The sequence below is a fragment of the Tardiphaga sp. GW821-FHT12E02 genome (genome assembly GCF_058807155.1).
Genome location: NZ_JBXAQK010000001.1, coordinates 3,864,426 through 3,884,937 on the forward strand (window position 1 = coordinate 3,864,426; position 20,512 = coordinate 3,884,937).

The 20,512-nt window shown below is 63.2% G+C and carries 16 protein-coding genes and 1 pseudogene; 7 read left to right on the forward strand and 10 right to left on the reverse strand.

The genetic code is table 11. The features are described 5' to 3' along the window. The first annotated feature begins 275 nt into the window (after window positions 1–275). The 5 genes and pseudogenes from AC1RQ5_RS18315 to AC1RQ5_RS18335 all read left to right on the forward strand — a co-directional run bounded on the left by AC1RQ5_RS18315 (window position 276) and on the right by AC1RQ5_RS18335 (window position 7,266). Complete coding sequence (locus AC1RQ5_RS18315) at window positions 276–548, forward strand: hypothetical protein (RefSeq protein ID WP_493200823.1); 273 nt, start codon at window positions 276–278, stop codon at window positions 546–548. A gap of 368 nt (window positions 549–916) precedes the next feature. Further along, window positions 917–994, forward strand: a pseudogene (locus AC1RQ5_RS18320) (autotransporter outer membrane beta-barrel domain-containing protein); the annotation flags it as partial. A 163-nt stretch (window positions 995–1,157) separates the two neighbouring features. Further along, window positions 1,158–4,043, forward strand: a complete 2,886-nt coding sequence (locus tag AC1RQ5_RS18325; protein WP_493200825.1) for an autotransporter domain-containing protein — start codon at window positions 1,158–1,160, stop codon at window positions 4,041–4,043. 458 nt (window positions 4,044–4,501) lie between these two features. Continuing rightward, window positions 4,502–6,079, forward strand: coding sequence for a DEAD/DEAH box helicase (locus AC1RQ5_RS18330; protein WP_493200827.1), 1,578 nt, complete (start codon window positions 4,502–4,504; stop codon window positions 6,077–6,079). A gap of 119 nt (window positions 6,080–6,198) precedes the next feature. Further along, window positions 6,199–7,266 (forward strand): GGDEF domain-containing protein, encoded by a 1,068-nt coding sequence (locus AC1RQ5_RS18335; RefSeq protein ID WP_493200828.1) that lies wholly within the window; start codon window positions 6,199–6,201, stop codon window positions 7,264–7,266. Window positions 7,267–7,397: 131 nt separating this feature from the next. Here the strand turns inward: AC1RQ5_RS18335 and AC1RQ5_RS18340 are convergent, their stop codons facing one another. The 8 genes from AC1RQ5_RS18340 to AC1RQ5_RS18375 all read right to left on the reverse strand — a co-directional run bounded on the left by AC1RQ5_RS18340 (window position 7,398) and on the right by AC1RQ5_RS18375 (window position 15,185). After that, window positions 7,398–7,838: a TfoX/Sxy family protein gene (locus tag AC1RQ5_RS18340; RefSeq protein ID WP_493200830.1), complete on the reverse strand. Its 441-nt coding sequence runs from the start codon at window positions 7,836–7,838 to the stop codon at window positions 7,398–7,400. 160 nt (window positions 7,839–7,998) lie between these two features. Continuing rightward, on the reverse strand, window positions 7,999–8,403 hold the full coding sequence (locus tag AC1RQ5_RS18345) for a HesB/IscA family protein (protein ID WP_398476703.1): 405 nt from the start codon (window positions 8,401–8,403) through the stop codon (window positions 7,999–8,001). A gap of 59 nt (window positions 8,404–8,462) precedes the next feature. Continuing rightward, window positions 8,463–8,834, reverse strand: coding sequence for an SUF system Fe-S cluster assembly protein (locus AC1RQ5_RS18350; protein WP_398476701.1), 372 nt, complete (start codon window positions 8,832–8,834; stop codon window positions 8,463–8,465). Further along, on the reverse strand, window positions 8,831–10,078 hold the full coding sequence (locus AC1RQ5_RS18355; protein ID WP_398476699.1) for a cysteine desulfurase: 1,248 nt from the start codon (window positions 10,076–10,078) through the stop codon (window positions 8,831–8,833). The genes AC1RQ5_RS18350 and AC1RQ5_RS18355 overlap by 4 nt, the downstream gene beginning before the upstream one ends. A gap of 111 nt (window positions 10,079–10,189) precedes the next feature. Then, window positions 10,190–11,509, reverse strand: a complete 1,320-nt coding sequence (gene sufD, locus AC1RQ5_RS18360) for a Fe-S cluster assembly protein SufD (protein ID WP_398476697.1) — start codon at window positions 11,507–11,509, stop codon at window positions 10,190–10,192. Between the two features lie 11 nt (window positions 11,510–11,520). Next, a complete protein-coding gene (gene sufC, locus AC1RQ5_RS18365) occupies window positions 11,521–12,279 on the reverse strand; it encodes a Fe-S cluster assembly ATPase SufC (protein ID WP_493200833.1) in 759 nt (252 codons plus the stop codon). 141 nt (window positions 12,280–12,420) lie between these two features. After that, entirely contained in the window at window positions 12,421–13,914 is a 1,494-nt protein-coding gene (gene sufB, locus AC1RQ5_RS18370; protein WP_493200835.1) for a Fe-S cluster assembly protein SufB, read from the reverse strand. 134 nt (window positions 13,915–14,048) lie between these two features. Then, window positions 14,049–15,185, reverse strand: a complete 1,137-nt coding sequence (locus AC1RQ5_RS18375) for a cysteine desulfurase family protein (protein WP_493200836.1) — start codon at window positions 15,183–15,185, stop codon at window positions 14,049–14,051. A gap of 219 nt (window positions 15,186–15,404) precedes the next feature. On the opposite strand from AC1RQ5_RS18375, the gene AC1RQ5_RS18380 reads away from it, so the two are divergent. Beyond that, complete coding sequence (locus AC1RQ5_RS18380) at window positions 15,405–16,052, forward strand: alpha/beta hydrolase (protein ID WP_233021841.1); 648 nt, start codon at window positions 15,405–15,407, stop codon at window positions 16,050–16,052. A 74-nt stretch (window positions 16,053–16,126) separates the two neighbouring features. Here the strand turns inward: AC1RQ5_RS18380 and AC1RQ5_RS18385 are convergent, their stop codons facing one another. Together AC1RQ5_RS18385 and AC1RQ5_RS18390 are read right to left on the reverse strand one after the other, a co-directional pair. Next, window positions 16,127–17,656: a porin gene (locus tag AC1RQ5_RS18385; RefSeq protein WP_493200838.1), complete on the reverse strand. Its 1,530-nt coding sequence runs from the start codon at window positions 17,654–17,656 to the stop codon at window positions 16,127–16,129. A gap of 311 nt (window positions 17,657–17,967) precedes the next feature. Continuing rightward, a complete protein-coding gene (locus AC1RQ5_RS18390) occupies window positions 17,968–19,083 on the reverse strand; it encodes an anhydro-N-acetylmuramic acid kinase (RefSeq protein ID WP_493200840.1) in 1,116 nt (371 codons plus the stop codon). 144 nt (window positions 19,084–19,227) lie between these two features. Here AC1RQ5_RS18390 and tyrS point away from each other — a divergent pair, with 144 nt between their 5' ends. Continuing rightward, window positions 19,228–20,481, forward strand: a complete 1,254-nt coding sequence (gene tyrS / locus AC1RQ5_RS18395) for a tyrosine--tRNA ligase (protein WP_493200842.1) — start codon at window positions 19,228–19,230, stop codon at window positions 20,479–20,481. Window positions 20,482–20,512 lie beyond the last annotated feature (31 nt).

The window sequence follows — 20,512 nt, forward strand, 5'->3', positions numbered from 1 at the left end:
CATCGTGGAGCTGCGCGCTGTCGGCGCGCGCGACTGCCGCCGCTCGCCGCTGATGCGGCAAATATCAGTAAATCTTCAGAACAAAAGCGCCTGAAGCGCCCGCCATTTCAGGACATTCCCTGCGCGCGCGGGGAAAACAGCGGAGCTCGATGGCCAGTGAAAGGGCGGCATCGACCGAACCGCCTTTTCACGCGTCACAGCATTCGAAAGCGAGTTCTTCGACACAACGCGCGGCTCCGCCGGCCAAGGCGCAGCGCGTGACGCATGGTAGTTTCATGACAAGCATTCCGACACCGCTCCGCATCGCCATCGGCTTCATCATTGCGTTCTGGATCGTGGGCCTCACGGCGCTCGCCGTCGGTGCGCCCGGCGAGATCGTGGTGGCGACGGCGGCCATCGGCACCGTCGGTGCTCTGGTTGAATGGAGCAGCCATCGGCCGGATTCGCTGAATGATTGGCAGGAAGGCGGAGCCGCGGACACCGCAAGCACCGCTGCGGAGTTGCAGCACGAACCGGCACCACGACCGCTGACGCGCAGCAAGCACTGATATCACTCGCCTCTGCAGCCATGGCCGCGCACCTTCGAGAGGGCGACGACGGTCACCGCGCAGCGTCGCGCCGCACCGGGTTGCAACCCGCCAACGGCACACTGTGACCGGGATACGACACAGCTGCGTTAAGGCCGCGTGTTTCCGAATATGTACAAGCGGTCGCATTGTACCTCTCTGCCGAATCGCCAAAGCGTGGCGAAAGTGTGTTCGGCATGAGTCGGTGTCAGCGAAGCGATGGGCTGCGCGAGTTTCGCACCAGCCTGACCTGACATCCCTCGTCCCGCACATCGCGAATAACAACCATCGCATAAGCGGACCATCATGCCCTTTGACCGACGCAGACTGCACGCCCTCGCGCTCACGTCGCCGGCACGTTCGAAGGCGAGTTCTCGGACGTGACCAGGAGCTACGCCGGCAAGGGCGTCGTCCGTTACGCGTGGTGAATTCGTAGGATGGGTTGAGCGCAGCGATACCCATCACCGCAGCGCATGTGGTGATGGGTATCGCTTCGCTCAACCCATCCTACGCGATACGCGCAGCGTCACCGCGCTGCTTTGATCTGAAATACCGACGGAGCCGTCGGTACAATTGCTGGGAACGCCGCCGATGTCGCCATCTTCGTTCGACCTGATTGCTAACAAGACATCGTCAGCACGGTGGTGCCTGACGGCGAGCGTGCTGGCGCTCGCGCTGGCGGCGCTGACCGCACCGGCTGTCGCGCAGCAGACCGGCGGCAGCGGCGGCGGCGGTGGCGGCGCCGGTGGTTCGACAAGCGCTGCGGACGGCACGGCAACGGCGGGCGGCAATGGCAGCGGCCTCGGTGGCGCCGGCGGTGGCGGCGCTGGTGTCAGTGGTGGCGCGGGCGGCAACGGCATCTTTGCAGGCGGGGCCGGTGGTGCGACGGCCGGCGCTGACGGCACCGATGGTGTGTTCGGGGGCGGCGGTGGTGGCGGCGGCGGCGCGCATGGCGCGACGTCGTTTCCCTTGGCGGGTCCGGTCACGGGCGGCAATGGCGGCAATGGTGCCGTGAGCACCGGTGGCGGCGGCGGTGGCGGTGGCGGCGGCTATGGCGTGTTCGTCACGGGCACGAATGTCAGCGTGACGGCGACGCAGACGATCACGGGCGGTAATGGCGGCAATGGCGGCCAGGGCGAATTTGGCGGCGCGGGCGGCGACGGCGGCGTCGGCGTGTTCTTCGCCGGTTCCGGCACGCTGATCAATCAGTCGGCGATCCAGGGAGGCGCTGGTGGTGCCGGTGGCAGCGGCAGCTTTCAAGGTACCAACGGCCCTAACGGCGCCGATGGTGCCGGCGTGGTCGGTGGCAACCTGACCATCGACAATACGGCCGGCACCATCGCGGGTGGTGCTGGCGCCGATGCCATTCGCTTCACCGGCGGCGCCAATACGCTGACGCTGGCGGGAACGGGTGGCCTCACCGGCAATATTGCGATCGCCGCCGCCGGCAGCACGGTGACATTCAACAACGGCGCGGATGTCACGCTCGCGAATGTCATCACCGGCAGCGGCGGCATCATCCTGAACGCCGCAGGGACACTGGTCCTGACCGGCACCAACACCTATACGGGCGGCACGACGATCACCGCCGGCACGCTGCAGATCGGCAATGGCGGCGGCACGGGCGCGATCACTGGCGACATCACCAACAATGCGGCGCTGGTCTTCAATCGCGCCAATGACACGACCTTCAGCGGCGTGATGTCCGGCAGCGGCACCATGACCAAGACCGGCAGCGGTCGGCTGACCCTGACCGGCACCAGCACATATTCCGGCGCGACCACCGTCAATGGCGGCATACTGACGGTCAACGGTTCGATCGCGTCGTCATCCATGACCGTCGTGAACGCGTCGGGCACGCTCGGTGGCATCGGCACGGTCGGCAACACCGTGATCAATGGCGGCACGCTGGGGCCCGGCTCGACCTATGACGGCCAGATTGCGCCCAACAATTTCATCGGCTTGCTCACCGTGCAGGGCGATCTCGTGATGACACAGGCATCGACCTATCGGGTCGATGTATCGCCGGGCGGTGCAAGCCGCGTCAATGTCACCGGCACCGCCAATCTCGGCGGCGCGACGGTGAATGCCAATTTCGCGCCGGGCAGCTACGTCAAGAACAACACCACGATCGTCAACGCCACCGGCGGACTCGGCGGCAGCACATTTGGCGCGGTGGTCAACACCAACCTGCCGACCAGTTTCAAGACCGGCCTCAGCTATGACGCCAACAACGCCTATCTCAACCTGACGCTGGACTACACATCGCTGGGCGCGAGCCCGAATGCATCGTCCACGGGCGGGCTGAGCGACAATCACGCCCGCGTCGCCCGCACGCTCACCGACTTCTTCAATCGCACCGGCGGCATCCCCCTCGCCTTCGGTGCGCTCGATACGAAAGGCCTGTTGCAGGCCGCTGGCGAAATCGGGCCCGGCAGCCAGCAGACCGCGTTCGATGCCGCGACCATGTTCATGGGCATGATGAGCGATCCCTTCGCCGCCGGCCGCGGCGAAGCAGCACCTGGCGCCGTACCTTATGCTGATGAAGCGATGGCCTATGCGCGCAAGCGCGCGCCGACTGATGCTTTCGCATCGATGCATCGCAAGGCGCCGGTCGCGACTCTGCAGGAGCACTGGAATGTGTGGGCAGCAGGCTTCGGCGGTTCGCAGACCACCGACGGCAATGCCGTCGCCGGCACCAGCAACAGCAAGTCGAGCATCTACGGCATGGCTGTCGGCGCGGATTACTGGTTGTCGCCATTCACCGTCGCCGGCCTCTCGATGGCCGGTGGCGGCACCAACTTCTCGGTGGATGGTGGCGGCACAGGCCGCTCTGATCTATTCCAGATCGGCGGCTTCATCCGACACACCGTCGGCTCCGCCTACATCACCGCTGCTGCAGCTTACGGCTGGCAGGACATCACCACCGATCGCGTGGTGACATCAGGCGGCTTCGATCAGCTGCGCGCGAACTTCAACGCCAACAGCTATTCGGGCCGCGTCGAAGTCGGCAACCGCTTCGTCGCGCCGTGGATGTCAGGCATCGGCCTCACGCCTTATGCTGCCTTCCAGGTCACGGCCTTCGACCTGCCCTCCTACACGGAAAGCGTCGTCGCCGGCAGCAACACCTTTGCTCTCGCTTATGCCGGCAAGACCGCGCTCTCGCCGCGCAGCGAGCTCGGCCTGCGCAGCGACAAGTCCTTCGCCGTCAACGACGCGATCCTGACACTGCGCGGCCGCGCGGCGTGGGCGCACGACACCAATCGCGACCGCTCGGCCTCAGCGACCTTCCAGTCGCTCCCCGGTGCAAGCTTCAGCGTCAACGGCGCGTCGCTCGCAAAGCACACGGCGCTGACGTCGGCGTCGGCCGAACTGAAATGGATGAACGGCTGGTCGGTGGCGGGCACGTTCGAAGGCGAGTTCTCGGATGTGACCAGGAGCTACGCCGGCAAGGGTGTGGTGCGTTACGCTTGGTAGCAGGTCGTAGGATGGGTTGAGCGAAGGCGCGTTAGCGCCGCAGCGAAAACCCATCGGCGGAGCCTGCGGCAAGGAAAGGTGTTGGGTTTTCGCTCCGCTCAACCCATCCTACGGCCCCGAGCCCCGCGGCGGCCCCGAAAGCCCCCTATTTCCGGGCCATTTTCCCGAAAACATTAAGCTTTTTGGGTGGTTCCAATGCTGCGGCGCATTGACTTCCGGGGATTCCGGCCTATGTTCCGGCTCGAAGCGGCCCGGCATCGAAACGCGATGCCTCGAGTAAGCCGCCTGTCAGCGCCCAGCGATCCCCGTGCATGTTTGCGTGCCGCTCCGGGGGTAGGCGTGATGGCTTTTTCCGAGAATCCAAGCGGCGGTTTCGACCAGAGGCATGATCTCGATACGGCATCGAATGAGCGATACCCCGTTAGTCGATAGACTCATGGCCCCATAACAGAGGCTCAATGTCCTTTTCCAATCTCGGCCTGTCCGACAAGGTTCTCGCCGCCGTCACGGCCGCTGGCTACACCACCCCCACTCCCATCCAGGAACAGGCGATTCCCCACGCGCTCGCCCGCAAGGACGTGCTCGGCATCGCCCAGACCGGCACCGGCAAGACCGCAGCCTTCGTGCTGCCGATGCTGACCATGCTCGAAAAGGGCCGTGCCCGCGCCCGCATGCCGCGCACGCTGATCCTCGAGCCGACCCGCGAACTCGCCGCCCAGGTGAAGGAGCAGTTCGACAAATACGGCTCCGGCCAGAAGCTCAACGTGGCGCTCCTGATCGGCGGCGTCTCCTTCGGCGACCAGGACCTCAAACTCAATCGCGGCGTCGACGTCCTCATCGCCACGCCGGGCCGCCTGCTCGACCACACCGAACGCGGCGGTCTGCTGCTCACCGGCGTCGAATTGCTGGTGATCGACGAAGCCGACCGCATGCTCGACATGGGCTTCATCCCGGACATCGAACGCATCTGCAAGCTGGTGCCGTTCACCCGCCAGACGCTGTTCTTCACGGCGACCATGCCGCCGGAAATCCGCCGCATCACCGAGACCTTCCTGCACAACCCGGTGAAGATCGAAGTCGCAAAACCCGCGACCGCCGCCTCCACCATCACCCAGTCCCAGGTCGCCGTCGGCCGCGACGACTGGCAGAAGCGCGAAGTGCTCCGCACCTTGCTGCGCGAAGCCGAAGACCTCAAAAACGCGATCATCTTCTGTAACCGCAAGCGCGAAGTGGCGACGCTCGCCAAATCGCTGCAGAAGCACGGTTTCGCTGTCGGCGCCCTGCACGGCGACATGGAGCAATCCGCCCGCCTGCTGGCCCTCGATCAGTTCCGCAAGGGCGAAATCCCGATCCTGGTCGCCTCCGACGTCGCCGCCCGCGGCCTCGATATTCCGGCGGTGAGCCACGTCTTCAATTTCGACATCCCGCATCACTCCGACGACTACGTGCACCGCATCGGCCGCACCGGTCGCGCCGGCCGCACCGGCTTTGCGATCTCGCTGGTGTCGCCTTCGGACCAGAAGTCCATCGCCGCCGTCGAGAAGCTGATCGGCACCACCATCGCCAAGCACGAGAGCGCTGCGCTTGCCGCGATGCCGGTCGCCGACGAATCCACCGATTCCGCCGAGGCTCCGCGTTCGGGTCGTCGCCGCAGCGGCAATCGCGAAGCCAATGCCGATGCCCCGCGCGGCGGTCGCCGCGATGGCCGTCGTGAGCGCGAGCCGCGTCCGGATCGTGCCGCACGCCCCGAGCGCGAGCCCCGCGCCCACGCGAGCGAGGCCCGTGCCCCTGCGAACGAGACCCGTCCGCCCGAGAACGAAGCCCCGCGCGAGCGCAAACCGCGCCGCGAGCGCGATCGTCGCCCGAACGAGGACCGCAATGGTGGCCAGCAGCCGGTCGCCGCATCGCCCGCGTCGCTGCCGCCCTCCATCGGCCGCCCGCAGGCTCCGCGTCCGCGTCGCGAGGAGGATTTCGAGCCGGGCGATCACTCGCACCTGCCCGCATTTCTCCTACGTCCGATCCGGGCACGCGCATAGGTAGTATCGCCCGCGATTATTTACCTGCCGTTCACACAGTTCCCTTAGCTTCACGGCGATATTTTTGACATTTCGCAAGTGAGGGCGGCGCGCTTTAGCGCCGCTTGGGGACACAGGACGTGACCGCAAGCCTCGACGACCTCGAACGCACATTGGCGTTCGCCGACATCGCTCTTGGGCAGATTCGCTCGCTGCGCCAGCCCGCGATTCCGCGCAATTATGAGATCTGGTACGTGTACGCGACCGGCTACAATCCGGCGTTGAACAAGGTGATCAACGAGACGCTCGCCCGCAACGGCCGTCTCAGCGATGCCGATCTCGACCAGATCCACGACACCTATCTCTCCCAGGCCCGCGTCACCGACCGCATCGACCATGTGGGCGCGCGCGTGATCGGCGAGATCGACGACGTGATGACGCTGATCAATGATGCGCTCGACATGGCGGTGACTTTCAACGCCAGCCTGAACGGCGCCAGCAAGAGCCTCGACAACGCGCGCGATCCCGCAGCGCTAAAGGCGGTGATCGAAACCCTCGTGAAATCCACCCGCGAGGCGCATGACACCAACAAGGCGCTGGAAGAGCGCCTGCTCACCTCGCGCACCGAAGTCTCGACGCTGCAGCAGAGCCTGGAGGCCATTCGCGCCGAGAGCCTCACCGATCCCCTCACCGCGCTCGGTAACCGCAAATATTTCGACCGCGCGCTACTGGCCGCCATCGAACACGCGCAGAAACGCAGCGAGCCGCTGTCGCTGTTGATGCTCGATATCGATCACTTCAAGTCGTTCAACGACAATTACGGCCATCTCACCGGCGACCAGGTGCTGCGTCTCGTCGGCATGTCGCTGAAGCAGACCATCAAGGGCCAGGACATCACCGCACGTTACGGCGGCGAGGAATTCGCCGTGGTGCTGCCGAACACGCCGCTGCGCCAGGCGCTGACGGTGGCCGATCACATCCGCCGCGCGGTGATGTCGAAAGAGCTGAAGAAGAAATCCACCGGCGAGATTCTGGGCCGCGTGACGATTTCGGTCGGCGTCTCAATGCTCACCAATGGCGACGACATGGACAGTCTGATCGGCCGCGCCGATGCGTGTCTCTATGCCGCGAAGCGCAACGGCCGCAACCGCGTGATCTGCGAAGTCGATCCGGAATATCAGAGCGAGATCACGTTCCAGGTGGCGTAGCGCCACTCCGTCCCTCATGGTGAGGAGCGCGCCGCTTGGCGCGCGTCTCGAACCATGAGCTAGCCCGGCTCCGGCGCTTGCCGCCATCCTTCGAGACGCCGCTGCGCGGCTCCTCAGGATGAGGGATGGAGCTACTTGGCTTTCTTTGTCGTCTTGATCTTCTTTGCAGCTTTGGCCGGCGCCTTCGCCACTTTCTTCTTCGTTGTCTTCTTCGTCGCTTTCTTCTTCACGCCCTTCTTCTTCCCCGCCTTCTTCACCGCCGCCCGGATCGCCGCCGCATGCGCGGTGCGCGCCCACTCCGTCACCTCGTCGGGATCGTCATACAGCCGCTCCGGCAATCGCCAATAGGAGGCGATCATCCGCAGCTTGCCCTTCATCTCATACTGGAAGCATTGCGATCCCTCCGCCTCGAACCGCGGGATCGAGTTCTCGTCGGCGCGCAGATAGATCGCACCGCGCAGCACCAGCGCGAAATTGATGCCGTCGGCGGAGACGCCGAAGCCGGAAAACATCCGGCGGATCGTCACCGGGCCGAAGCCGGCGAACAGGTCGGAGAGGAAGTCGCGGTCCATGGGGAAAGTGTAGGATGGCGCGTGTGAATGCGAAAGCCATTCTCACTTGTCGTCACCCGGCTTGACCGGGTGACCCAGTACACACTGGCAGACCTGAGTTTACTGGATCGCCCGGTCCTAGCGCGCAATTGCGCGCACGGCCGGGCGATGACAGACAGGCCTAATCCACCTTCGCCGGCTGCAACTGCACGGACTCACCGCAGCCGCACGCGCTGATCTGGTTCGGGTTGTTGAACACGAACTGCGCCTGCATCTTGTCGGTCTTGTAGTCCATCTCGGTGCCGAGCAGGAACAGCACGGCCTTGGGATCGACCAGGATCTTGACGCCCTTGTCCTCGACGACCTCGTCGGTCGGCTTCACGTCGTGCGCATATTCGACGGTGTAGGACTGGCCGGCGCAGCCGCCATTCTTGATGCCGACGCGCAGGCCGATGATCTCGGAATCGGCGCGCTGGGTCAGCGCCATCACGCGCGCGGCCGCGGCGTCCGTCAGACGCATCACCTGCGGCCGCGGGCGCGGCTTCGGCTTGGCAGGAGCTGGTGTGGTCGGTGTCATCTCAGTCATGTGTTCAGTCCCTTGGGCGGTTCAAGGCCGCCAACGGCGAATTCAGTTGGACGCGACGCTCACCACATATTGAGCACGAGGCGGGCCTCGTCGCTCATCCGGTCCGGCGTCCAGGTCGGCTCCCAGACGATGTTGACCTTGACGATGCCGGCGCCGGGCACGCTGGCCACGGCGTTCTCCACCATGGTCGGCAGCTCTTCCGCCGCCGGGCAGTTCGGCGTGGTCAGCGTCATGTCGATATCGATGCCGCGATCGTCCTTGATGTCGACCTTGTAGATCAGGCCGAGCTCGTAGATGTCGGCCGGGATTTCCGGGTCGAACACGGTCTTCAACGCGGCGACGATTTCCGTGCCCATGCGCTCGGTTTCAGCAGGATCCAGCGCGGAAACGGTCTCCATCTCCGGAATCTTGGCCTCAGCGGTGTCACTCATGCGAAAAGCTCCCGTGCCTTGATCAACGCCTGCGCGAGATGATCGATTTCTTCGCGGGTATTATACAGTCCGAACGACGCGCGGCAGGTGGCCGTCACATTGAATCGTTCCAGAAGCGGCATCACGCAATGCGTGCCCGCACGCACCGCGATGCCCTGGCGGTCGATCACCGTGGCGATGTCATGGGCATGCGCGCCCTCGATCTCGAACGAGATCACCGGCCCCTTGGTCTTCGCCGAGCCGAAGATGCGCAGCGAATTGATCTCGCGCAGCTTGCCTTCCGCATAGGTCAGCAAATCATGCTCATGGGCCGCGATGCGCTCGCGGCCGATCGAGTTCACGTAATCGATGGCAGCGCCAAGACCGATGGCCTCGACGATGGCCGGCGTGCCGGCCTCGAACCGGTGCGGCGGATCACCATAGGTGACCCACTCCTTCGAGACTTCACGGATCATCTCGCCGCCGCCCGCATAGGGGCGCATCTTGGCGAGGCGATCATATTTGCCATAGAGCACGCCGATGCCGGTCGGGCCGTACAGCTTGTGTCCGGTGAAGACGTAGAAGTCGCAATCGATGTCCTGCACATCGACGACGCCATGCACGGCCGCCTGGCTGCCGTCCACCAGCACCGGAATGCCGCGGGCATGCGCGATGGCCGTGACTTCCTTGACCGGCACCTGCGTGCCCAGCGCATTCGACATCTGGGTGATGGCGACGATCTTGGTGCGATCCGTCAGCAGTTTCTCGAACTCGTCGATCAGGAAGTTGCCTTCGTCATCGACGGGCGCCCATTTGATCACGGCGCCATGGCGTTCGCGCAAGAAGTGCCAGGGGACGATATTCGAATGGTGCTCCATGATGGAGACCACGATCTCGTCGCCTTCCTTGATGTTCTCGCCACCGAAGCTCGCAGCCACGGTATTGAGCGCATCGGTCGCGTTGCGCGTGAAGATGATCTCTTCCGGGCGCTTCGCATTCAGGAAGTGCTGCACCTTGGTGCGCGCGCCCTCATAGGCTTCGGTCGCCGCATTGGCGAGGTAATGCAGCCCGCGATGCACGTTTGCATATTCGGACTTGTAGGCCTCGGTCATGCGATCGAGCACGGCATTCGGCTTCTGCGCCGAGGCCGCGTTGTCGAGATAGACCAGCGGCTTGCCATAGACCTGCATCGCCAGCGCCGGGAAATCCTCACGGATCAGCGCGACGTCATAGGAGCCATCAATGACTGCAGGATGCATCGTCATTCCAACATTCCTCTCAGCCGTCATTGCGAGCGAAGCGAAGCAATCCAGAAGCCCAGTGAATAAAGAACTGGATTGCTTCGTCGCTACGCTCCTCGCAATGACGACGAACCATTACACCCGCGTGCCCAACCAGCGCTCCGCAGCGCCAATCGCCACGTCACGCAGATCATCGTTCACAATCGACTCCAGCGCTTCACCGACGAACGCCTGGATCAGCAGCGACTGCGCTTCCTTCTCGGGAAGGCCGCGGGCGCGCAGATAGAACAGCAGGCTGTCATCGAGCGCGCCAACCGTGGCGCCGTGGCCGCACTGCACGTCGTCGGCGAAGATTTCGAGTTCGGGCTTGTTGTCGATCTCGGCATCGTCCGAGAGCAACAGCGCGCGCGACATCATCTTGCCGTCGGTCTGCTGGGCGATCTGGTGCACATTGATCTTGCCCTGGAACACCGAATGCGCCCGATCATCCAGCACCGCGCGAAAATTCTCGCGGCTGAGGCAACCCGGCGTGGCATGGTCGATCACGAAGGTGCAATCGGCATGCTGCTGGCCGCGCAGCAGATGAATGCTGTTGGTGGAGAGCTCGGTGCCCTCGCCCGCCAGCGTGATGAAGCTCTGATAGCGGCTGAGATTGCCGCCAGTGGTCAGGCTAAACGTGTTGAACTTGGCCTTCGCACCGACCGTGACGATAGCGCTGGCGATCGAGGCCGCATCGAGCGCGTCTTCCATCACGCGGACATGCTGCACGTCGCTGTGGTCGCCGACCCAAATCACCGTGGTGTCGTGCACCTGATAGGCCTTGGCCGCTTCGGTCGCGACAAACGTCTCGACCAACGTCACCTTGGCATTGTTGCCGACACGGATCAGCGAACGCGTGAAGGACGCAACCTTCGGCTTCGTTGTGACATGGACAATCTGCAGCGGCTTTTCGCGATCGGTGCCATCGGCCACGCTGATGATCACGCCATCCGTCGCGAAAGCCGCATTCAGCGACAGCATGGGGTCATTGACCTTGCTGAGCAGCAGGTCGGCACGCGCAGCGCTGGCCTCATCCGCCAGTACGGCGCTGAGCGCATGAATAGTGACGCCGTTGCCGGCTGACAGATCGGACAGATCGGCGGCAAGCACGCCATCGACCAGCACCAGCTTCTGCGTATCGCCATCCTTCAGCGCAGCGACAGCCTTGCGCGCCTCGGCCAGCGCAGCAGCATCGGGCGCAGCCGCGAGCGGCGCGACATCGCCGAGCAGCTTGCGCAGGTCGGTATACTTCCATTCCTCGACACGCCGGTTCGGCAAACCCTTGACGGCGAAGGTATCGAAGGCGCGCTGGCGCGTCTCGGTGACCGGCCCGGAGCCCGGCAGACGACCGCGCGCGGCGGCAAAGGTGCCGTCCAGCGTCGCGCCCGTCGTTGTCTTTGCTACAGCTACATTCATGATGATCTCGCTTAGGCCGCCGCATCTTCATAATGCGCGTAGCCGGACGCTTCGAGTTCGAGCGCCAGCTCCTTGCCGCCGGTCTTCACGACACGGCCCTTGGACATGACATGCACGTGGTCGGGCACGATGTAGTTCAGCAGGCGCTGATAGTGGGTGATGACCACCATGGCGCGCTCCGACGAGCGCAGCGCGTTGACGCCTTCCGAAGCGATGCGGAGCGCGTCGATGTCGAGACCGGAGTCCATTTCGTCGAGGATGCAGAGGCTCGGCTGGAACAGCGCCATCTGCAGCACTTCGTTGCGCTTCTTCTCGCCACCGGAGAAACCGACATTGACGCCGCGGCGGAGCATGTCCTGCGGGATGTTCAGGGAGGCGGCGACTTCGCGCACCTTCTTGAGGAAATCCGGGGTCGAGAACTCGTCCTCGCCACGCGCCTTGCGCTGGGCGTTCAGCGCGGTGCGGAGAAACGTCATGGTGGCGACGCCGGGGATTTCGACCGGATACTGGAACGCCAGGAACACGCCCTTGGCGGCGCGCTCGTCCGGCTCCATCTCGAGCAGGTCCTCGCCCTTGAACAGGATCTCGCCGCCGGTGACTTCATAGCCGGGCTTGCCGGCGATGACGTGCGACAGCGTGGACTTGCCCGAACCGTTCGGGCCCATGATGGCATGGACTTCACCGGCGTTCACGGTGAGCGTCAGCCCATGGAGAATCTCGCGATCCTCGACACGGACTTGCAGGTTCTTCACTTCGAGCAGAGCGGGCATTTCAGCTTTCCTTATGTATGGCCCTCGTCCTGAGGAGCGCGCCCTTGCGCGCGTCTCGAAGGACGGACCGAAACGATGTCTTCCAACTCATCCTTCGAGACGCCGCTGCGCGGCTCCTCAGGATGAGGACCTGTGCGTGACTTAACCGACCGAGCCTTCGAGGCTGATCGAGATCAGCTTCTGCGCTTCAACAGCGAATTCCATCGGCAGCTGCTGCAGCACGTCCTTGACGAAGCCGTTGACCACGAGGCCGACGGCCTCTTCCTGGCTCAGGCCGCGCTGGATGCAATAGAACAGCACGTCTTCGGAAATCTTCGACGTGGTCGCTTCGTGCTCGAACAGAGCCGACGAGTTCTTCGCCTCGATATACGGCACCGTATGCGCACCGCACTGATCGCCGATCAGGAGCGAGTCACAGGCGGTGAAGTTGCGCGCGTTCTTCGCCTTGCGGTTCGCCGTGACGAGACCGCGATAGGTGTTCTGCGACTTGCCGGCCGCGATGCCCTTGGAGATGATCCGGCTGGTGGTGTTGTTGCCGAGATGGATCATCTTGGTGCCGCTATCGACCTGCTGATAGCCGTTCGAAATGGCGATCGAGTAGAACTCGCCACGGGAGTTGTCACCGCGGAGAATGCAGCTCGGATATTTCCAGGTGATCGCCGAACCGGTCTCGACCTGGGTCCAGGAGATCTTGGAATTGTTGCCACGGCAGTCGCCACGCTTGGTGACGAAATTGTAGATGCCGCCCTTGCCTTCCGAATTGCCCGGATACCAGTTCTGCACCGTCGAATATTTGATCTCGGCATCGTCGAGGGTGACGAGTTCGACCACGGCGGCATGCAGCTGGTTCTCGTCGCGCTGCGGTGCGGTGCAGCCTTCGAGATAGGACACGTAAGCGCCCTTGTCGGCGATGATCAGCGTGCGCTCGAACTGGCCGGTGTTGCGCTCATTGATGCGGAAGTAAGTGGACAGCTCCATCGGGCAGCGGACGCCCGGCGGGATGTAGACGAAGGACCCGTCGGAGAACACGGCCGAGTTCAGCGTGGCGTAGAAGTTGTCGGAGGTCGGAACGACCGTGCCGAGATACTGCTTCACCAGATCGGGATGTTCGCGGATGGCTTCCGAGATCGGCATGAAGATCACGCCGGCCTTCTTCAGCTCGGCCTGGAAGGTGGTGGCGACCGAGACCGAATCGAACACGGCGTCGACGGCAATCTTGCGCCGCTCGGGATTCTCGTCACCCGGCTGCGGCTCGACGCCTTCCAGCATCGCGACTTCGCGCAGCGGAATGCCGAGCTTCTCATAGGTCTTCAGAATTTCGGGATCGATCTCGTCCAGCGAGGCGATCGATTTCTTCTTCGGCGCCGCATAATAGTGAATGTCCTGGAAGTCGATCTTCGGATAATCGACGCGCGCCCAGGTCGGCTCTTCCATGGTGAGCCAGCGGCGATAAGCCTCGAGACGCCATTGCAGCATCCAGTCGGGCTCGTTCTTCTTCGCGGAAATATATCGGACGATATCTTCGCTCAGCCCTTTCGGGGCGAGCTCGGATTCGATGTCAGTCTCGAATCCATAACGATATTGATCGACATCGATGAGGCGGACCTGATCGATCGTCTCTTGTACGGCAGCCATTCAATCCTCCGCTCGCGGTTTCAAGGACCGCGGTGGACATAACCAAACCAAAATTCAGAACTTGCTGGGGTCTTTACGACGTTCCGGCGGGAAAATCACCAGCCTTAGAACCGTTCAACCTCTGTTTCGTCGCTCTACTTAATTAATGATCCCGCGAGCTTTTTCCAAGCCTCCAGGAACCGCTGGACGTCGCTTTCCGTGGTCGTCCAACCAAGACTCACCCGGATACCACTACGGGTCAGTTCCGGCCCGAAGCCCATGGCCTCAATGACATGGGATGGCTGGACCTTACCAGAGGAACAGGCGGAACCCGACGATACCGCGATACCTTCGAGGTCGAATCCGATCACAGCCGTCTCGGCACGGAGGCCGGGGGCGCCGAACAGGATCGTGTTCGGCAGGCGGGAAGCATCCTGGGCGAACACGGTGATGCCATTGTGTTGCCGCAAGCCTGCCTCAAGAATTTTACGCAGTTCGGCAATTTTCGCCATGTCAGGCAGGCTTGCGACAGCGGCCTTTGCAGCCGCGCCAAAGCCCGCGATTCCGATCACATTCTCCGTCCCGGCACGCCGCGACAGCTCCTGACCGCCGCCACGCAGCATTGGCTCGGGTCCCGTGAGATTGTCGCCAATCACCAGCGCGCCGACGCCTTTGGGGCCACCGATCTTGTGCGCAGAAATCGATAGAAGATCGACCTGCAATTCCTTGATATCGATCGAAATCTTGCCAAACGCCTGCACCGCATCAACATGCAGGACGCAGCCTGCGTCACGGACCGCTTGAGCAATTTCAGCAACGGGCTGCAGCGCTCCCGTCTCGTTATTGGCGAGCATAACCGACACAAGCGCCGGCGGCCCGCCCGCCAGCAAAGCCTGCAATCGGGCGGGATCCACCACCCCGTTCCGGTCAACGTCGAGCATCATTGATAGCTTTGTATCAAACCTTCCCGCCGCCATCACCGAGGGGTGCTCGACAGCCGAAACGATCAACCGCTCCACCGGTGCCCCGCCCTTCCGGGCGATGCCCGGCACGAGGGCCAGCGCATTGGCCTCGGTTCCGCCCGAGGTGAAAACCACCTGACGCGCCTCGGCACCAACGGCCGCAGCGACGGCGGCTCTGGCATCCTCGACGATCCGCCGCGCCTGCCGGCCTTCGCTATGCACCGATGACGGGTTCCCGGCGGCATCCATGGCGGCCAGCATCGCCGCCCGCGCCTCGGGGCGCAGCGGGGTGGTCGCGTTCCAGTCGAGATAGACACGCTCCCGCGCCAAACCTGATCTCCTGCAATCCTGATTGCGTCTCTTAGACCAAACCGGCACCGAATGCGCGCCCGGCCGCACCTGATGCGTTCAATATGCTTGCTTTTCGCCCCTGCGCTTATGGTAGAACGCGGCCTCCACTCCACCCGGCGCGGCCTCCTGCGGCGCCGATTGCCCGTCTCACCGGGCGCGCTGACGACCGCCGCGCCGAGACCGGGACCAAGGATCACGATGCCCGAAGTTATTTTTGCAGGCCCTGCCGGCCGTATCGAAGGCCGCTATCATCCTGCCAAGCAGAAGAATGCGCCGATCGCGATGGTGCTGCATCCGCACCCGCAATTCGCCGGCACGATGAACCACCAGATCGTCTACCAGTGCTATTACGCCTTCGTGCATCGCGGCTTCTCGGTGCTGCGCTTCAATTTCCGCGGCGTCGGCCGCAGCCAGGGTTCGTTTGACCACGGCACCGGCGAGCTCTCGGACGCCGCGGCCGCGCTCGACTGGGCGCAGTCGATCAATCCCGAAGCCCGCGCCTGCTGGGTCGCCGGCTTCTCCTTTGGCGCCTGGATCGGCATGCAGCTTCTGATGCGCCGCCCGGAAGTCGAAGGCTTTATCTCGATCGCGCCGCCGGCCAACCTCTACGACTTCTCGTTCCTGGCGCCCTGCCCGTCCTCGGGCCTGATCGTCCATGGCGACAAGGATGCCGTGGTGCCGGCCAAGGACGTCAATACGCTGGTCGAAAAGCTGAAGACCCAGAAGGGCATCGTGATCGACCAGCAGGTCATCCCGGGCGCCAACCACTTCTTCGACAACAAGCTCGAGCCGCTGATGGAATCGGTGACCAGCTATCTCGACATGCGCCTCGCCAACGTGCGCTAAGCACTGCTGCGAGTATCAAACAAAAAGCCCTCGGCCGACCGGCCGAGGGCTTTTTCGTTGCGCAGGTGTTGCGATCAGAACGATCGCAGGATCTGCACCGAACCGTTATACAGGTTCTGGTCGCGGATCTCGTAAGCCTGCCCCGCGGGTCGGCCGGTGACATTGCCCGTATAGGTGCCGCCGAGATTCTGATCGAGCCGCGTATAGGTGAATTCGGCCGAGAGCGTCAGGTTCTTGACCGGCGTCCATGCCGTGCGCGTGCCGATCTGGGCGATAGCAAAATCGAAATTGTTCGTCGTGTCCGAGAGACTGCCGGCATTGGTGCCCGTCGGCGCTGCCGCGGTGCTGGTGCCGAGCCGACCACCTGCCGGGCTGAACGCCGCCGCGAGCAACGCATTGCCGCCGTCGCCATAGGAGATGTGGCTGTAGTTGCCGAACAGCGAAGTGCGCCAGTTTGTGTTCCAGTAATGCTCGTAGAACGCACTGATCTGCCAGGTCTCAGCCTGCTGGATCTGGCCATTCGGCGCGAACACGCCATCGAGCAGATAGCCGAAGCCGACGGTGTTGCCCTCGAACTTCGCAAAACGGCCGCCGCCCTGCGTATCCAGCGTGCCGCCGCCGAAGACGTATTTGGTCGCGCCCTTGCCGTAAGACGCCTCGAGCTTCAGGCTGTCGCCGGCGCCGGTCGGCAGGTTCTTGAATTCAACCGCGCCGGTGACCGCAAAGCCGTAGGAATCATCGGCGTGGCCGAAGGATTGATTCGCGCCCCAGAAGCCAGGCGTGATCGTATGCATCGCCGCGCCAAAATGCAGCGAGCCCCACTTCTGGTCGAGGCGGACATTGCCGACGATATCGGGAATGTGGTTGCCGCCATAGGAATTGCCGAGGAACGTGTTCGATACCGTGCCGTAATTCTGGTTGCCAAACTGGCCGGCACCGGGGGCCACGATGAAGTTCGCGGTATTGTAGAGACCGGCATTGCGATAGGGCGACGCGTTTTCAAGCGAGATCGATGCCGATACGCCATTGCCGAATTCAGCGGTGTAGGCGATCTGCGGCAGACCGGTCGTGTTGTTCGAGCCGGCAAGGAAGCCCGACGAGATATAGGGTTTGGTCAGCGCCCATTGCGGATCGAATTGCGACACCGCCTTGCCGAAGGTGAAGCCTGCGAACTGGATGAAGGCGAAATCGACCTCGGTGAAACCGCCGGCGATGCTGTCGCGATCCTGGGTGAAATCGAGCTGGAAATTCGCATAAGTGCGGACCGTGCCGTACTCCGTGGCGGTGCGCGTATCCGTGGTCAGATTTACGCGCTCGCGGGTGAGGTAGTAGTTCTTGGTCCAGAGATTGTTGCCGCCGGCACCACCCTGCCAGAATGGCGCGTCATAGGGGCCGCCATTGAACGTCGTATCGATGCGGATCGCGCCGCCGATCTTGATGCAGGTGTCGGTGCCCGGAATGTAATAAAAGCCCGCGCCGTAAAGCGAGCAGACCTTCACATATTCAACGGCCTTCGCCTTGACCGGAAGATCCGCTGCCTGCGCGCTGCCGATGGCCATCAGTGCTGCCGCCGAACCGAGAATTACCTGTTTGATCGTCGTCATGAAGCCTCCAAGGCGAGGCCGAGAGCGAACGATCATGCGTTCTGCGATCCGGCATCGCGTCTTTTTTGGGCCGCACTCGCGGCCGCTCGACGTCAATCTGTTGGCAGCAATCCTGCGACACAATGGCCGCGGTCGGTTGACGCAGCATCATTTGCGCTCTGTGTGTTTTGAGCAACAAACAGCCTGTCTCCAAGGCAGTAAATTACCGATCTGATCACGAGAATTAATGGGGCGATCACGGATCAGTGTTTGCTAGCAAGCGTGTCCCAACATCGCGATGGGCAGATCGCGGGGTCCTACGAATCACCTTGCTAACCTGGAGGCCTCGCAAGCACGCCGCCTGTCAGCGCAGCCGCGACGCCGGTCGTGCCCGGAAATGTGAGCGGCATCCGATTGAGGCTGCGCACGGCCAGAAACGCGAAAGCCTGCGCTTCCATCGCATCGGCTGACCAGCCCAGCGCATCGGCACTCTCGACCAACGCTGGCGCGATGCGGTCACCGAGCATCGATAGCAATGTCGGATTGCGAGCCCCGCCCCCGGCCACGATAAATACATGCGGCGGCTTCGGCAGCAGCGGAGCAATCGCTGCGATGCTTGCGGCGGTGAAAGCTGTGAGCGTAGCGGCGCCATCGCTCGACGATTTGCCCGTGACACTCAGAGCTGCAAAGTGGTTGCGATCGAGCGACTTCGGAGGCGACACGCTGAAGAACGGATTCTGCAGCGCCTGAACGACCCACGCCTCGTCCACCTGCCCTTGCGCTGCGAGCGCACCAGCAGCATCGAACGGTCGCCCTGTGTTTTGAAACACGAAATCATCGAGCAGCGCATTACCGGGACCAGTGTCGCAAGCAATCAGCACCTCATCGCCATCGATATAGGTGATGTTGGAGACACCGCCGATATTGACCACAATCAACGGTCCACTGCGACCCTGCCCCCGCGCCAGCGCACGGTGATAGACCGGGACCAGCGGCGCCCCCTGCCCGCCCGCGGCAACATCGGCCGCACGCATGTCGTAGACCACGGGCAAGCCCAGACGTGCCGCCAGTCCCTCGCCATCGCCGATCTGCACGGTCAGGCGATCGGCAGGCCGGTGCAAAACGGTCTGGCCATGGAAGCCAACGAGATCGACAGTTTCGCGCGCAATGTCATGAGCGGACAGGAAGGCCTCGACCGCTTCGGCATGGGCGGCCGTCACCACCCGCTCGGCTTCGGCCAGCACGCCCGGCCGCGCATTGCGATCGGCCAAGCCAACCGCATTGCTCAGTGACTGTCGCAACAGAGCCCGCTCGGCCTCGCTATAGGGCCGATAACCGGATGGGCCGAAAGCCAGGACCCGCTCGCCATCGGTCTCGATCATGGCGACGTCCACCCCGTCCATTGAGGTTCCGCTCATCAGCCCGATCGCCCACAGCGCCTTGGTCACGCAAAATCCCCTGAATTCCGGTCCAAACTTGTGCCGAACCGCCCAATCTTATACCTAACGGCACTCTGGCACGGCCTAACCACCGCCAGCATGCCGCCGATGCGTTGAAGCGGCGTAAAACCTTCAGACCCGAGTCCCGAACCGATGACCACCTACAAGTCCGATTTCCTCAATGTGCTGCACGAGCGCGGCCTGATCCATCAGGTCTCCGACGCGGCCGCGCTGGATGCTGCCTGCCTCAAGGGACCGGTCACGGCTTATGTGGGCTATGACGCCACCGCGACCAGCCTGCATATCGGCAACCTGATCTCGGTGACCATGCTGTACTGGTTTCAGCAGACCGGGCACCGCCCGATCACGCTGATGGGCGGCGGCACCTCGATGGTCGGCGATCCCTCGTTCCGTGACGACCAGCGCAGCCTGCTGACCGTCGAAAAGATTGCGGAGAACATCGAGGGCATCAAGAAGATTTTCGGCAAGATGCTGACCTATGGCGACGGCCCGACCGACGCGCTGATGGTCAACAATGCCGACTGGCTGCTGAAGCTGAACTATGTCGAATTCCTGCGCGATGTCGGCCGGCACTTCTCGGTCAACCGCATGCTGTCCTTCGACAGTGTGAAACTGCGCCTCGACCGCGACCAGTCGCTGTCCTTCCTCGAATTCAACTACATGATCATGCAGGGCTACGATTTTACGGAGCTCAACCGCCGTTATGGCACGATCCTGCAGATGGGCGGCTCGGACCAGTGGGGCAACATCATCAATGGCGTCGATCTCAGCCACCGCATGGGCGGCCCGCAGCTCTATGCACTGACCACGCCGCTGCTGACCAAATCCTCCGGCGAGAAGATGGGCAAGTCGGCCTCCGGCGCCGTCTGGCTCAATGGCGACCTCTTCAGCCCGTATGACTTCTGGCAATACTTTCGCAATACGGAAGACGCCGATGTCGGCCGCTTCCTGAAGGTATTCACGCGGCTGCCGCTCGACGAGATCACGAAGCTCGCAGCACTCGGCGGTTCGGAGATCAACGAGGCTAAGAAGATCCTCGCGACGGAAGCCACCGCTGTCGTGCACGGCCGCGATGCGGCAAACGCCGCCGCCGAGACCGCGCGGAAAACCTTTGAAGAAGGCGCGCTGGCCGAGAGTCTGCCGACCGTCAATATTCCGCGTGCCGAGCTGGATGCCGGAATCGGCGTTCTCGCAGCCTTCGTGAATGCCGGTTTCGTCGCCTCGAACGGCGAAGCGCGCCGCCAGATCAAAGGCGGCGGATTGCGGGTCAATGACGTTGCCGTCAATGATGAGAAGATGTTGCTGACCCCGGATCAGCTGACGCCGGAGGGCCTCATCAAGCTCTCTCTCGGCAAGAAGCGGCATATTTTGCTGAAGCCGGAATAAGACGCTGTCGTAGGATGGGTTGAGCGAAGCG

Bases quoted from the DNA above. Each gene is read 5' to 3' on its own strand.
- AC1RQ5_RS18315 (WP_493200823.1), top strand. From the start codon at position 276: ATGACAAGCATTCCGACACCGCTCCGCATCGCCATCGGCTTCATCATT.
- AC1RQ5_RS18325 (WP_493200825.1), top strand. From the start codon at position 1,158: ATGTCGCCATCTTCGTTCGACCTGATTGCTAACAAGACATCGTCAGCA.
- AC1RQ5_RS18330 (WP_493200827.1), top strand. From the start codon at position 4,502: ATGTCCTTTTCCAATCTCGGCCTGTCCGACAAGGTTCTCGCCGCCGTC.
- AC1RQ5_RS18340 (WP_493200830.1), bottom strand. From the start codon at position 7,838: ATGGACCGCGACTTCCTCTCCGACCTGTTCGCCGGCTTCGGCCCGGTG.
- AC1RQ5_RS18345 (WP_398476703.1), bottom strand. From the start codon at position 8,403: ATGACTGAGATGACACCGACCACACCAGCTCCTGCCAAGCCGAAGCCG.
- AC1RQ5_RS18350 (WP_398476701.1), bottom strand. From the start codon at position 8,834: ATGAGTGACACCGCTGAGGCCAAGATTCCGGAGATGGAGACCGTTTCC.
- AC1RQ5_RS18355 (WP_398476699.1), bottom strand. From the start codon at position 10,078: ATGACGATGCATCCTGCAGTCATTGATGGCTCCTATGACGTCGCGCTG.
- sufD (WP_398476697.1), bottom strand. From the start codon at position 11,509: ATGAATGTAGCTGTAGCAAAGACAACGACGGGCGCGACGCTGGACGGC.
- sufC (WP_493200833.1), bottom strand. From the start codon at position 12,279: ATGCCCGCTCTGCTCGAAGTGAAGAACCTGCAAGTCCGTGTCGAGGAT.
- sufB (WP_493200835.1), bottom strand. From the start codon at position 13,914: ATGGCTGCCGTACAAGAGACGATCGATCAGGTCCGCCTCATCGATGTC.
- AC1RQ5_RS18380 (WP_233021841.1), top strand. From the start codon at position 15,405: ATGCCCGAAGTTATTTTTGCAGGCCCTGCCGGCCGTATCGAAGGCCGC.
- AC1RQ5_RS18385 (WP_493200838.1), bottom strand. From the start codon at position 17,656: ATGACGACGATCAAACAGGTAATTCTCGGTTCGGCGGCAGCACTGATG.
- tyrS (WP_493200842.1), top strand. From the start codon at position 19,228: ATGACCACCTACAAGTCCGATTTCCTCAATGTGCTGCACGAGCGCGGC.